This window comes from Streptomyces sp. NPDC088400 (assembly GCF_044753355.1).
Taxonomy (GTDB): domain Bacteria; phylum Actinomycetota; class Actinomycetes; order Streptomycetales; family Streptomycetaceae; genus Streptomyces.
In genome coordinates this window covers 497,014-509,967 of sequence record NZ_JBIVMZ010000003.1, presented here as the reverse complement: position 1 = coordinate 509,967, position 12,954 = coordinate 497,014, and the positions used below count along the sequence as shown (strand labels likewise).

At 68.1% G+C, this 12,954-nt stretch carries 12 protein-coding genes; 6 read left to right on the top strand and 6 right to left on the bottom strand.

Annotated features, from left to right (window positions below):
* Nucleotides 1–143: 143 nt before the first annotated feature.
* Together ACIQD6_RS09820 and ACIQD6_RS09815 are read left to right on the top strand one after the other, a co-directional pair.
* Entirely contained in the window at nt 144–770 is a 627-nt protein-coding gene (locus tag ACIQD6_RS09820) for a DNA polymerase ligase N-terminal domain-containing protein (protein ID WP_401880255.1), read from the top strand.
* 462 nt (nt 771–1,232) lie between these two features.
* Nucleotides 1,233–3,278, top strand: coding sequence for a non-reducing end alpha-L-arabinofuranosidase family hydrolase (locus ACIQD6_RS09815; protein ID WP_401880254.1), 2,046 nt, complete (start codon nt 1,233–1,235; stop codon nt 3,276–3,278).
* A 31-nt stretch (nt 3,279–3,309) separates the two neighbouring features.
* Here ACIQD6_RS09815 and ACIQD6_RS09810 read toward each other — a convergent pair whose 3' ends face one another.
* The 3 genes from ACIQD6_RS09810 to ACIQD6_RS09800 all read right to left on the bottom strand — a co-directional run bounded on the left by ACIQD6_RS09810 (nt 3,310) and on the right by ACIQD6_RS09800 (nt 6,064).
* Nucleotides 3,310–4,443 carry a diaminopropionate ammonia-lyase gene (locus ACIQD6_RS09810; protein ID WP_401880252.1) on the bottom strand — a complete coding sequence of 378 codons (1,134 nt, stop codon included), beginning with the start codon at nt 4,441–4,443 and terminating at the stop codon, nt 3,310–3,312.
* Between the two features lie 156 nt (nt 4,444–4,599).
* On the bottom strand, nt 4,600–5,580 hold the full coding sequence (locus tag ACIQD6_RS09805; RefSeq protein WP_401880251.1) for a D-cysteine desulfhydrase family protein: 981 nt from the start codon (nt 5,578–5,580) through the stop codon (nt 4,600–4,602).
* A gap of 118 nt (nt 5,581–5,698) precedes the next feature.
* The gene (locus ACIQD6_RS09800; RefSeq protein WP_401880249.1) at nt 5,699–6,064 is read right to left on the bottom strand and encodes an SgcJ/EcaC family oxidoreductase; all 366 of its coding nucleotides are present in this window, start codon (nt 6,062–6,064) and stop codon (nt 5,699–5,701) included.
* Between the two features lie 121 nt (nt 6,065–6,185).
* Here ACIQD6_RS09800 and ACIQD6_RS09795 point away from each other — a divergent pair, with 121 nt between their 5' ends.
* Nucleotides 6,186–6,797, top strand: coding sequence for a TetR/AcrR family transcriptional regulator (locus ACIQD6_RS09795; RefSeq protein WP_401880247.1), 612 nt, complete (start codon nt 6,186–6,188; stop codon nt 6,795–6,797).
* 117 nt (nt 6,798–6,914) lie between these two features.
* Here ACIQD6_RS09795 and ACIQD6_RS09790 read toward each other — a convergent pair whose 3' ends face one another.
* Together ACIQD6_RS09790 and ACIQD6_RS09785 are read right to left on the bottom strand one after the other, a co-directional pair.
* Complete coding sequence (locus ACIQD6_RS09790) at nt 6,915–7,943, bottom strand: methyltransferase (RefSeq protein ID WP_401880245.1); 1,029 nt, start codon at nt 7,941–7,943, stop codon at nt 6,915–6,917.
* 333 nt (nt 7,944–8,276) lie between these two features.
* A complete protein-coding gene (locus tag ACIQD6_RS09785) occupies nt 8,277–8,573 on the bottom strand; it encodes a putative quinol monooxygenase (RefSeq protein WP_401880243.1) in 297 nt (98 codons plus the stop codon).
* 273 nt (nt 8,574–8,846) lie between these two features.
* On the opposite strand from ACIQD6_RS09785, the gene ACIQD6_RS09780 reads away from it, so the two are divergent.
* On the top strand, nt 8,847–9,803 hold the full coding sequence (locus ACIQD6_RS09780) for a GlxA family transcriptional regulator (protein WP_401880241.1): 957 nt from the start codon (nt 8,847–8,849) through the stop codon (nt 9,801–9,803).
* 28 nt (nt 9,804–9,831) lie between these two features.
* Here the strand turns inward: ACIQD6_RS09780 and ACIQD6_RS09775 are convergent, their stop codons facing one another.
* Entirely contained in the window at nt 9,832–10,515 is a 684-nt protein-coding gene (locus tag ACIQD6_RS09775; protein ID WP_401880239.1) for a thioesterase II family protein, read from the bottom strand.
* Between the two features lie 534 nt (nt 10,516–11,049).
* Here ACIQD6_RS09775 and ACIQD6_RS09770 point away from each other — a divergent pair.
* Nucleotides 11,050–12,000: an ATP-binding cassette domain-containing protein gene (locus tag ACIQD6_RS09770; protein ID WP_401880238.1), complete on the top strand. Its 951-nt coding sequence runs from the start codon at nt 11,050–11,052 to the stop codon at nt 11,998–12,000.
* 12 nt (nt 12,001–12,012) lie between these two features.
* On the top strand, nt 12,013–12,804 hold the full coding sequence (locus tag ACIQD6_RS09765) for an ABC transporter permease (protein ID WP_401880236.1): 792 nt from the start codon (nt 12,013–12,015) through the stop codon (nt 12,802–12,804).
* The last annotated feature ends 150 nt before the right edge of the window (nt 12,805–12,954 follow it).

The window sequence follows — 12,954 nt, the reverse complement described above, 5'->3', positions numbered from 1 at the left end:
CGTCCTGCCCGGCAGGTGTTCAAGGACGCTCGCGGACCGCCACCGTCAGCTCGGCTCCAGGCAGCGGGCGCACGTGCGAGCGGTGCCCCGAGGTACGACAGTGGAAGAGGGAGCCGGCAGTCGTCCCGCAGGAGGCGGCAGGCGTGAACGACAATCGCGACGGCACATTGACCACGTACCGGGGAAAGCGGCACTTCGACCGTACGAGCGAGCCGCGCGGCGAGGGCACGGCCGCCGGTCGGAAGCCGGTCTTCGTGGTCCAGATTCACGACGCCACCTCGATGCACTTCGACTTCCGTCTCGAGGTCGACGGGGTTCTCAAGTCCTGGTCCGTGCCGAAAGGCCCCTCCGCCGACGTGCACGACAAAAGGCTGGCGATGCCCACGGAGGACCATCCGTTGGAGTACCGCGCCTTCGAGGGCGTCATCGCCGGTGGCGAGTACGGGGCGGGGACGGTGATCGTCTGGGACGAGGGCACGTACGAACCACTGGCAGGCAGCACCGACGACAAGGGCCGCACGTTCGCCGAGGCTTTGGAACACGGCCACGCGACCTTCCGCCTCGACGGATCCAAACTGCACGGCGCCTACGCGCTCACCCGCTTCCGCGGAGGCGAGGACTCCGGCGAGCGCGAGGCCTGGCTGCTGGTGAAGAAGAAGGACGTTCTTGCCGACGGCAAACCCGCCCCCGATCCGCGGCGGGCCCGTTCGGTGCGCAGTGGCCGCACCCTGAAGCAGGTCGCCGAAGACGGTCCGGAGGGCGCCGGATGAACGACCTGCTCCGGGCCCCTGCCCCGGGCCCAGCGGCGGATGCGGCTCGCCGACCCGTACCGTGCCCCTGAGTTCCGGGGCGCCGCGAAACATTTCGACGTGAAAGCCGAATGCTGCGAGGGGTATTGACGCTCGCCGCGCTCCTCCTATCATCCTTGATGTCCGAAGGTACGGGCAGCGTTCGATATCACGAACACCACGGAGCGATCACACTCCCGGCCGCAGCACGGGCCGAGCTGGACAGCGCCTCGCACCATCCGCACCGGTAAGGCTCTTCCCGCGCGCCATCGTGCCGGATCCGCAAGGGCGCACATGGTGATCGCGCGGCGGAACCGACCCGTCTCCTGGACGGGCCGGGACCATCCCAGCGCCCCTCACGGCCCGGATCGCTCACCCGGGTTCGAGCTGTCCACTCCCTGAACTGCCGTTCCTGACCCGCATCTGACCGTACGAGGAGAGCGAATGAACTTTCTGAAGCGAAAGCGAATACGTCGGCGCCGGGCCTCGGCGCTGGGCCTGCTGGCCGCGACCGCGCTGATGGCGACCGGCACCGCCACGGCCGTACCTTCGGCCGTACCCACGGCCGACGTCCGGGCCACCACCCTGGGCGCCCAGGCGGCCCAGTCCGGCCGGTACTTCGGGACCGCCGTGGCCGCCGGCAAGCTCGCCGACACCACCTACGCGGGCATCCTGGACCGTGAGTTCAACATGGTCACGCCCGAGAACGAGATGAAGTGGGACACCATTGAACGTTCCCGCGGCTCGTTCAACTTCGCTCCCGCCGACCAGATCGTCAGCCACGCCTCGGCGCACGGACAACGGGCGCGCGGTCACACGCTGGTCTGGCACTCTCAACTGCCCAGTTGGGTCAGCTCCATCACGGACGCGAACACGCTGCGCACCGTGATGAACAACCACATCACCACGGTGATGAACCACTACAAGGGCAAGGTCTACGCCTGGGACGTGGTCAACGAGGCCTTCGCCGACGGCGGGAGCGGCGGGCACCGTAGCTCTGTCTTCCAGAACCTGCTGGGCGACGGTTTCATCGAGCAGGCCTTCCGCGCCGCGCGGACGGCCGACCCGGCGGCCAAGCTCTGCTACAACGACTACAACATCGAGGACTGGAGCGCCGCGAAGACCCAGGGTGTCTACCGCATGGTGCGCGACTTCAGGTCACGGGGCGTGCCCATCGACTGTGTCGGTTTCCAGGCGCACTTCGGTACCGGCGGCCCGCCCGCGAGCTTCCAGACCACGCTGTCGAACTTCGCGGCCCTCGGTGTGGACGTACAGATCACCGAACTCGACATCGCGCAGGCTCCGACGACCGCGTACGCCACCACGGTCCGGGCGTGCATGAACGTCTCGCGGTGCACCGGGATCACGGTGTGGGGCATCCGGGACAGCGACTCCTGGCGCAGCACGGAGAACCCGCTGCTGTTCGACCGCAGCGGCAACAAGAAGCCGGCCTACCAGTCGACCCTGACCGCGCTGGGCGGCAGCGGGGCCACGGCGGCGCGAACCGCGAGCACCCGCTCGGCCTCCTCGGCGGCCGCCCTGCCGGGCAGCTTCTCCTGGAGCTCCGGCGGCGCGCTGATCGCCCCGAAGCCGGACACGACCCACAAGATCGCCGGGATCAAGGACCCTTCGGTCGTCCACTACAACGGCAAATACCACGTGTTCGCCAGTACCGCGAGCGCCTCCGGGTACAACCTGGTGTACCTGAGCTTCAGCGACTGGTCCCAGGCGGGTTCGGCCACGCACCACTACCTGGACCGCACCGCCATCGGTACCGGATACCGGGCCGCGCCGCAGGTCTTCTACTACGCCCCGCAAGGCCTCTGGTACCTCGTGTACCAGACCGGGAACGCGTCGTTCTCCACCAACCCGGACATCGGTAACCCGAACGGCTGGAGCGCGCCCCGCAACTTCTACTCGTCGATGCCGGACATCATCCGGCAGAACATCGGCAACGGTTACTGGGTGGACATGTGGGTGATCTGCGACAGCGCCAACTGCTACCTGTTCTCCTCCGACGACAACGGACACCTGTACCGCTCGCAGACGACGGCGTCCCAGTTCCCGAACGGGTTCACCAACACGGTCATCGCGGCCCAGGACTCCAAGTACGCCCTGTTCGAGGCGAGCAACGTCTACAAGGTGCAGGGCAGTAACCAGTACTTACTGCTCGTCGAGGCGATCGGGTCCGACGGGCGGCGCTACTTCCGCTCCTGGACCACCACCAGCCTCTCCGGCTCGTGGACGGCGCTGGCCGCCTCGGAGAGCAACCCGTTCGCCCGGGCGAACAACGTCACCTTCCCGGCCGGGTCCTGGACCAAGGACGTCAGCCACGGCGAGATGATCCGCGCGGGCTACGACCAGACGCTGACCATCCCCGCCTGCGGACTCCAGTACCTGTACCAGGGCCTCGACCCCGGCGCGAGCGGCGACTACAACAGTCTGCCGTGGCGGCTCGGCCTGCTCACCCAGACCAACTCTTCCTGCTGACCGACCGACGGTCCCCGGTCCCGGCCGGGGATCATGGCCGCTCCTCCTGGACGTGGGGGTTGGCGGCGGTGCCCTCGGTGCTGAGCAGGACGACCGTCGAGGCGGGACCGACGGCCAGGGCGGTACGGCGTTCGGCGGCGCCCTCACCGGTCAGGACGGCGCGGGCGCCCGCCAGTGAGGCCGCACCGCAGGGTCCCGAGGAGACATCGACAGCGGCGAGGGTGCGTACGGCGGCGGCGCTGTCGGCGTCCGTGACCGCGACAGCGGCGTCCAGGCCGTCGCGCAGAAAAGGCCACGCCAAGCTGGAGACGGTGCCGCAGTTCAGGCCGGCCATGCTGGTGGCGCCGGTCGGCACGCTGACCGGCTCCCGGCGGCCGAGGCTGGCCAGGACGCAGGCCGCGGAGTCGGGCTCCACCGACAACAGGGCAGCCGGAGCGGGCCCGGCAGGCCGACTGCGATAGTGGGCGACGGCGGCCTGCGCGAGCGAGCCCACGCCCACCGGGACGGCCACCAGGCCGGGCGCCCTGGCACCCACGGCACCCAGCTGTGCGTCGATCTCGGCGAACAGAGTGGAGTAGCCCTCCACGATCCAGCCGGGAATCCGCTCGTAGCCGGGCCAGGCGGTGTCCTGTACGAGCACGGCGTCCCGCCCGTCCGCTGCCGCGTCGGCCGCCCGGCGCACGGCTTCGTCGTAGGGGCCGGGAATCAGTGTGACGTCCGCGCCTTCGTTCTCGATGGCGGCCACGGCCGTCGGGTGCACGCCCTGCGGAACGAAGACGTGGGCATGCTGTCCGAACAGGCGCGCCATACGGGCCACGGCCCGGCCGTGATTGCCGTCGGTGGCGGTGACCAGCAGTACCCGGCCGCCGTCGTTCGTCCGCTGCGACAGGACCTGGTGAATCGCCCAGGACGCGCCCAGCGCCTTGAACGCGGGCAGCCCCAGACGCGAGGACTCGTCCTTGACGAACACCCGCCCGACACCGAGTTCCCCGGCCAGAGCGGGGAGTTCGGTCAGCGCGGTGGGCGCGTAGCCGGGCTGACCGGCATGGAAGTCCCGCACCTCGGCCGGGGGAGGCGCACAGGTCCAGGTCCTGGCATCGGATCGTACGAACCACGGCAGGTGGCGCGGGGCCGAGCTGCTGGAGCGGGAGAGATTCTTGGACACGCGACCAGCATGCGACCCACCCCCACGATCGGTCCAGTTGATCCTTCCGACCGGTACTCATCGGAAAACCACTGATAAAGGAAGGTATCGCCACCTCCCTCGCCGACCGCGCCGGCAGCTGTACGTCGCGGCCGGCAAGGGCAAGCGGGCGCCCGCTCAGCCGGGGTTGTGGGAGCGCAGTGCCGTGACGGATCGGTGCACGGTCTCCGGATGTCCGAACAGCCCCGGAAGCCCACCGGTGTGGAGAAACACGGTGCGTTGGCCCGGGCGGATGTCGTGATCCCGGACAGCGGCGATGAGTCCGGCCATGGCACGTCCGCTGTAGACGGGGTCCAGAATGATGCCCTCGGTGACCGCGGCTTTTTTCATCGCCTCCAGAACGGGTTCATGGAGGACCCCGTATCCCGCGCCGACCTGGTCGGTACGGATGCGCAGGGAAGCGGGAGCGATGTCGCGGTGGGTGAGCGCTCCGGCGAGAGAGGCCACGGTCGCGGCCGGATCCGCCACTGCCCCGCAGTGGACGCCGAGGACACGCTCCTCGCCGAGTGCGCCTATCAGGCCGGCCATGGTTCCCCCGGAACCAGCGGCCACGACAACGTGTTCCACGTCGGGCAATTGGGAGCGAAGTTCCTCGCCACCCTCGACATAACCTTGCGCTCCGAGGGGACTTGAGCCCCCGAAGGGGATCAAGCAAGGTCGCGCTCCGTCGCGGCTCAACTGCCGGCAGACATCTTCGGCCACACCGGCCATCTCGCTGGGACGGTTGTCGCCGGCCCAGAAGACACGGGCTCCGAAGAGGCTGTCGAGGACAAGGTTGCCGGAAGCGTCCGCCGCGCTGTCAGGTGTTCCGGGAAAGACGAGTACGACGTCAAGTCCGAGCCGGGCGCCCGCGGCCGCGGTGAGCCGGGCATGGTTGCTCTGTCCGGCACCAGTGGTGACCAGGGTGTCCGCGCCCGTCGCCACCGCGGCGCCGACGGTCCATTCCAGTTTGCGGACCTTGTTGCCGCCTCCTCCGAGGCTGATCAGATCGTCCCGCTTGATCCAAAGGTCGTCCTCGTGCAAGCCCAGGGCCGCCCCGAGGCGAGGCATCGGCTCCATCGGCGTGGGCCATGTCGACAGGGCGATCTTGTCACTCATGAAATCTCCGTCCGGAGTGGCGAACACGGTCTTACCCGCCCGGTCCGGTTGACGCCGGTGGTGATGGGCCCCGGTTGATCGGGCCTTCGCTGTTCGCTGGTGGGCTCGGCCCGGCTGGTCAGTGTTCGGTGGTGACGCGGGACACGTGGTACTGGCGGATCCGCCATGCGTCGGGCTCGCGCCGAAGGGTCAGGGACAGGTGTACCGCCGCCTCCCAGCCCTTGGGGTCACGGAAGGTGACATCGGCGAATCCTCCTGCCACCTGCTCGCCGATGGTGTACGTACTCAGGACGGTGACGTCGGCGCTGCGGTCGTCCGGCACCGCCGCGTAGTACGCGCGCACCGCGTCGCGACCGGCGACGACCTCGGGGCCGAAGCCCTGGAAGAGGGCGTCAGGCGTGAACAGATCGGCCATCGCGTCCAGTTGGTGACCGTCGAAGGCGGCCTTCCAGCGATCGAGGGTCTCGCGCATCGGGTCGGTCATGATGGCTTCCTTTGTGATGAGTCACGGTGAGTCACTCTTCGGCGGTGGTGAGGGCCGGAGCCCCCGGCAATGTAGCCGACCGGTCTAGTAAAAACTAGTCGACCGGTCGTAGACTCGCAACATGGGACGAACCAGCGATGCAAGAGAGAGGATTCTCGGCGCCGCGCAGACACTTATCGAGCTGCACGGCTACTCCGCACTGGGTGTGGCCGAGATCTGCAAGGCGGCAGGCGTACCGAAAGGCAGCTTCTACTACTTCTTCAGCTCCAAGGAAGAGCTCGCTCTGGCCGTCATCGATGAGCACTGGTCGGGCCAGCGCGACAGCTGGAACCGCATTCTGCACAGCGAGGACCCGCCTCTTCAGCGGCTACGGAAGCTGTTCGAGGCCACTGAGGCAGGCCAGCGCGCCGGGCAGGAGAGCTGCGGGACGATCTCGGGCTGCCTGTTCGGGAACCTGACCCTGGAGATGAGCAACCAGACCGAAGCCATCCGCGAACGCCTGCAACAGATCTTCGATGCCCAGGTCGACATGGTCGACAGTGTTGTCGGCGAAGCCCGCGAACGCGGAGAGGCCGCCGTCGCCGACACACACGAGGCCGCACGATCCGTTGTCGCCCAGCTTGAGGGTCAGGTGCTCTTCGCCAAGCTGTACAACAACACGCGGAACCTCGACGGCCTGTGGAGGAACTGTCTGGCCCTTCTCGGTGCCGCCACTCCTGTCCGAACCGTCTGACAGCCGGCCGCGCCGCGCCCCCGAGGTAGCGCCGGACCATCTGCCGAGTTCAAGGCCCGGCTCTGGCAAGGCGGCTCGGGAGCAAGGCGGGCCGGGTCGCGTGGTGGATTCGTGGGGTCAGGGTGTGGGCTGTGCTTCGATGACGGCGAACGCTCCGGCAGAGCTCACATTGACGCGGCGCAGGCCGGCCGCGGCGAACAGGGAGTCGAACTCGGCGATCTCACGTTCCTTGCCGCCCGTCATGTCGAGCATGTTCATATCCATCAACGGCGCGAGCCCAGGCTTGCCGGTCTCCTCCACGAGGAGATCGACGACGGCTATACGGCCGCCCTCAGCCAGTGACTCCCGGCAGTTCTGAAGGATGCGGACGCAGTTGGCGTCGTCCCAGTCATGCAGGATGTACTTGAGCACGTAGAGGTCCGCTGCCGGAACCGACTCGAAGAAGTCCCCGCCGACGGTGGTGAAACGCCCTTCCAGTCCCTCGGCCTTGGCGGCTTCCTCGGCGGCGGGAACTACATGGGGCAGATCGAATACCCCGCCGTTGAGCTCCGGGTTGGCCCTCATCATGGCCCGGATGACGTCACCACTGGCCCCGCCGATGTCCAGGGCGAGGCCGGTGCCCTTTGTGTCCAGCACGGCGGCGATGTCGAGGGCGGCGGCGTATGACAAGTTGCTCATGGACTCGGTGAAGAAGGACGCTTCGTCGGGGTGTTTGGAGAAGTAGTCGAAGATGTTCGCTTCCCCGTGGGCCGCGGTGACCTGGTGCAGGCCCGTTCGGACAGCCTCGGGAAACATGCCCCACGGCAGCCAGTGGCCCGGTGCGGACTGGGAGATGGCGAAGTGCCGCAGTGAGTTGGGGGCGTCCTTCTGGAGCGTGCTGAGCAGGGACGTGCCGGTGAAGTGACGCCCGTCCTCAGAGGTCATCAGGCCCAGGGAAGCGCAGGTGCGCAGCAGACGGCGGGTGGCGTCGGGATCCGTGGACTCCGCTTCGGCGATCGCCTCAGCGGTGTCGGTCCCGGCCGCGAGATGATCCGCGACGTTGTACAACGCGGCAGCCCGAACCGTCTGAGTAACCCAAAAACCCGTCACCATGCCCATCATCTGCTCATATTCCTGAGCTTCCGCCGGCACTTGTGCGCTGGTCACATCAATCTCCTCTGCAGAACGACGGCACGATGTCGCCGTCACATCACGTGATCGCATGGCCCGGACACGGAAGTCCGGGAGACCTCACTCAGGGCTGCCAACACCCAGGGCCACGGGCAGGTGGGTATCCCGCCCTGTTTGATGCCGCTGAGGGTGGGGCCGGCACGGTCGGTGCCGGGCCCCACCCCTCGGGTCGCACGTGGGGGTTGGCAGTTGAGCGGTGTGCGGATGGGGGCGGGCTGTTACTCCACGACGAGTTCGACGGGGATGTTCCGCGTGTGGCCTTGGAGTACGGGCAGCCCGCGTGTGCTTGCTCGACCAGCTTACGGCCGGTCAGGAGACCTTGGTCCCCAGTAGGTCGACCGGGGCAATCACCGGCGGCGCGCTCAGCTTCGTCCGCGCGGCTTCCCCCAGTGCCGCGGCGATCCGGCCCGCCAGGTGCGCCTGGCGTCCCCGCTCGTCCTCGAAAGCGTCGAACACCCCGAAGGTGGTGGCGTTTTGACGGAACGCGAACCACGCCACCGTGCCCTGCTCCTGTTCGGCCAGCTCCTGTGCGCCGCGGAGCATTGCGGCCACCTCGTCGGCATGTTCCGGCTTGGCCTCGATGCGTACCAGCAGACCGACCTTCATGTGACCGCTCCTCGTGTTAAGACCGGCCGGCGATTGGGGGGCGGCGTCGCGGGGGTGGGCACACGCATCCGCGGCGTTGTCGTCCGTCACCAACGCTCCGCGTTGACTCGGTCCTCCGCCTCGCACCTGCACGCACCCACCCCCGCTCCTTCTCCCACCCCCCAATCGCCGGCCGGTCCAAGGACTGCCGGGATCCCGGCGCACAACGAACCTACGGGGACGGCTTGTGACCGCATCAGTGGCAGAAACGACACGACTGATAGCGTTCCCGCCATGCATGTAGGAGTTGTCGTCTTCGACGGGGTGTTCGACTCGGGGCTCGCGGCGATTCTCGACGTACTGAGCAACGCCAACGCGCTGGGCGGACGGCTTCACGAATCGCCCACCTGGAACGTGACAATGGTCGGCTCGACCGCACAGGTGCGGACCGGGGCGGGACTCACCGTGGCGCCTGAGCCACTTGAGCGCGCGCAGACAGTGGACCTCCTGGTCGTTCCGGGACTCGCGGAGAGCGAGCCTTCGGTACTGCTCGACCGTGTGGGCGGCGACGGGTCCCTTCCCGTCCGCGACCTCATCGCGCGTACCCGTGAGCGCGGCACGGCCATCGCGTCGGCGTGCACGGGGTCCTTCCTGCTGGCCGAGGCGGGAATCCTGGACGGCGTGCGCGCCACGACGACCTGGTGGCTGTCGCCGACCTTCCGGAACAGGTACCCCAGGGTCCAGGTGGATCACAGCCGGATGGTCATCACCAGCAAGGGCATCACCACCGCCGGAGCGGCGTTCGGCCATGTCGACCTCGCGCTGGCGATCGTCCGGGCGAGCAGCCCGGCACTCGCCGACCTGGTCGCCCGCTACCTCGTGGTCGACGAACGCCCGTCGCAGTCCGCGTACACCATTCCCGGAGCCCTGGCTCAAGGCGATCCCGCCGTCGCCGCCTTCGAACTCTGGATCCGCGAGCGTCTGGACGAACCCATCAGCATTCCCGACGCGGCCAAAGCCATCGGCGTCAGCGAACGGACCCTGCAGCGCTCCGTGCGGCGCACCGTCGGAACGTCCCCCATCCGATTCGTCCAGGACCTGAGAATCGAACGCGCCTGCCACCTGCTGCGCACCACCGGCATGTCTCTGGAGACCATCTCCCGGAAGGTCGGCTACGAACACCCCAACACCCTGCGAGTACTCCTGCGCGAACGCACCGGCAAGACCACATCGGCCCTGCGCAGCGGGTGATACGGCGTCCCGCGCGCCACCGTCGCGGTCACGGTGCGGTGTTGAGCTTCGCCGCCACGTCCTGGATCAGCTCCGCCTCGTGAGGAACGAGGTAGAAGTGGTCTCCCGGGAAGATCCTCTCGCTGTAGCCGGCACGGGTGTGCGGGGACCAGGCACGGATGTCCGCGGGGTCGATGTCAGGGTCGTCCCGCCCCACATAAGCGGTGATGGGGGCGCCGGTCGACGCGTGGGGCCGCGGTCGGTACGTCTCGCTCAGCCGGTAGTCGGCGCGGATCGATCCCATCACGAGTTCCCGCAGATCCGGATCGCGCAGTACGGGCGCCGCGGCCTCGTCCAGCCGTAGAACGTCCGCGATCAGTGCCTCGTCGCCCTGTTCGTGGAGGGCGGATTCACGCGTGTGACCGGGTGCCTCCCTGCCCGAGACGAACAGCGCGGCCGGTTCGACCCCGTGCCGTTCCTCGATTCGCAGGGCCACTTCGAAGGCCACGGAGGCGCCCATGCTGTGCCCGAACAGGGCCAGCGGCCGGTCGAGCCAGGGCGTCAGTGCCTCGACGATCGGTTCCGCGAGTGCGTCCATGTCGTCCACGCACGGATCCTGGAGCCGGTCCTGGCGTCCCGGGTACTGCACGGCCAGCAGTTCGACGGTCCCCGGGAGATGGCGTGGCCAGGTACGGAAGGCACTGGCGGCACCGCCGGCGTAAGGGAAGCACACCAGGCGCGTACGTGGGCGGGGTATCGGCGTGAACCGTCGGAACCACGCCGGGGGAGTGGGGCCCGAGCCGTGCGGGTGCCTCACGTGCGCGTCCTCCTCGTCACGCCCGAGCCGCTCGTTCATCCGTGCCCCCGTCTGTTGCCTGTCCGCCGCTCCGTACGCGACGCACTGAGGATGGCTTGCCGACAGCGTTGTCGGCGACACTTCCGGAAATCGGTACGGCAACATTTTCCTTCTGTTCTCCTCATGGGCACTTTCGAAGCGTTGTCGGAACGTCAGGTGGCGCTCACGGCACCAGTGGGCCGGACGGAGGGGGGTGAAGCGGGGAAATGTCTATCTCGTCCGGGTGATAGCGGTTCGTTGTTCATAGTTCAATTATCAGTGCAAGTTGCATGAGGGGTTTGACAGGAGCTTGTCAGGGGAGGCCCGGAGTGCTTTAGTAACGCTGCCTTCCCGGGAGTCTCTCGCCGCACGGCGATTGAGCGAATGGGGGCCGCGGAACTCCGCGCAATCTCGAGCACGTGAGGTGCATTCATGGAAATCGCTATCGAGGCGGAAGGGCTTCGGAAGCGGTACGGGGACCACGAGGCGCTGCGCGGTGTGGACCTTTCCGTGCCCACCGGAACGCTGCTGGGGATCCTCGGACCCAACGGGGCGGGCAAGACGACGACCGTGCGTGTGCTCGCGACGCTGCTCGAACCGGACGAGGGCCGGGCGCGCGTGGCCGGTTACGACGTTCGTGAGCAGCCGCGCGAGGTGCGCCGCAGCATCGGCCTCACCGGCCAGTACGCGGCTCTCGACGAGCGGCTCACCGGGCGGGAGAACCTCCGGCTGATCGGCACGCTGTACCGCCTCGGCCGCCGCACGGCGAAGGCGCGGGCCGGCGAACTGCTCGACCGGCTCGATCTCGCGAGCGCCGCGGAACGCCAGGTCAAGACGTACTCCGGAGGCATGCGGCGCAGGCTCGACCTGGCCGCGAGCCTCATCGCGGAGCCCAAGGTGCTGTTCCTGGACGAGCCGACGACCGGCCTTGATCTGACCAGCAGGCTCACCCTGTGGGACATGATCCGCGAGCAGTTGGCGGGCGGCGTGACCGTACTCATGACCACCCAGTACCTGGAGGAGGCCGACCAGCTCGCCGACCGCATCGCGGTGATCGACGGGGGCCGGGTCATCGCCGACGGAACCTCGGACGCGCTGAAGGCCAAGGTCGGCGGGGAGCGGCTCGAAGTGTCCCTGGCGGACAGCGGCGACGTCCCCGCCACCGTGAGCGCGCTGCGGGCCACCGCCGCCTCCGAACCCGCTGTCGCGCAGGACGGCCGCATGGTGTCCGTCTCGCTGAGGGACGGGCTGAAATCGGTGTCCGAGGCCGCCGCCGCACTGGACGCCGCGGGCGCGAGGACCGTCGGGTTCGCCGTCCGGCGGCCGTCGCTCGACGATGTGTTCCTCGCCCTCACCGGCTCCGCGACCAGCAGCGAAAGGTAGGACGAGTACCTCATGGTGGATCTTGTCAGTGACGTGTCCGCGCTGGTCGGCCGGCATATGAAGCACCTGGTGCGCATCCCGGAGAAGCTGCTCAGCGTGACCCTGATGCCCGTCGCGTACGTCGTGGTCTTCGGCGTCCTGTTCGGCAGCGCGATCTCCGTGCCGGGCAGCGACTACCGCTCGTATCTGATGGCGGGGATCTTCACTCAGATGATGCTCACGAATGTGGGCAACACCGCTCTCGGCGTGGCCGGTGACCTCAGCAACGGCGTGGTCGACCGGTTCCGTTCGCTGCCGATGTCACGGTCCGCCGTGCTGATCGCGCGCACCCTCTCCGACCTGGCGCTGGCGGTCATCGCCTGCGTCACGATGGCCATCGTCGGATATCTCATCGGATGGCGGGTGCACGAGGGGTTCCTGAAGGCCCTCGCCGGTTTCGGGCTGCTCCTGCTGCTCGGCTACACGATGGCCTGGCTCGGTGCGCTCATCGGGCTGCTGGCGCGCAGCCCGGAGGCGGTCAACTCCATCGCGTTCATGCTGGTGATGCCGCTGACGTTCCTGTCGAACGCCTTCATCCCGCTGGACGGCCTGCCGGGCTGGCTCCGGTGGCTGTGCGAGTGGAATCCCGTCAGCGCCGTGGTGGCCGCCTGCCGCGAGCTGTTCGGCAACACGACGACGGGCACCGGCGAAGGGGCGTTCCCCGTCCAGCATCCGGTGCCGGTGTCGCTGGTGCTCAGCGCCCTGGTGCTGTCCGCCGTTGTCCCGGCGGCCGTCGGCGCCTACCGCCGCGCCGCCGCCCGCTGAGCGAGTTGAGTTTCTGAGGGACCTCAGGGTTGTCCCGTAATGCCAGGCGCGCTTCCGGATTACGGGACAACTCTTCCGTCAATGATTCCTCCTCATTCTCCCTCATTGTTTTCTATTCTGTTCCGCTGTCCGACGTATAGACGCGCGGAT

Bases quoted from the DNA above. Each gene is read 5' to 3' on its own strand.
- ACIQD6_RS09815 (WP_401880254.1), top strand. From the start codon at position 1,233: ATGAACTTTCTGAAGCGAAAGCGAATACGTCGGCGCCGGGCCTCGGCG.
- ACIQD6_RS09805 (WP_401880251.1), bottom strand. From the start codon at position 5,580: ATGAGTGACAAGATCGCCCTGTCGACATGGCCCACGCCGATGGAGCCG.
- ACIQD6_RS09800 (WP_401880249.1), bottom strand. From the start codon at position 6,064: ATGACCGACCCGATGCGCGAGACCCTCGATCGCTGGAAGGCCGCCTTC.
- ACIQD6_RS09795 (WP_401880247.1), top strand. From the start codon at position 6,186: ATGGGACGAACCAGCGATGCAAGAGAGAGGATTCTCGGCGCCGCGCAG.
- ACIQD6_RS09785 (WP_401880243.1), bottom strand. From the start codon at position 8,573: ATGAAGGTCGGTCTGCTGGTACGCATCGAGGCCAAGCCGGAACATGCC.
- ACIQD6_RS09780 (WP_401880241.1), top strand. From the start codon at position 8,847: ATGCATGTAGGAGTTGTCGTCTTCGACGGGGTGTTCGACTCGGGGCTC.
- ACIQD6_RS09770 (WP_401880238.1), top strand. From the start codon at position 11,050: ATGGAAATCGCTATCGAGGCGGAAGGGCTTCGGAAGCGGTACGGGGAC.
- ACIQD6_RS09765 (WP_401880236.1), top strand. From the start codon at position 12,013: ATGGTGGATCTTGTCAGTGACGTGTCCGCGCTGGTCGGCCGGCATATG.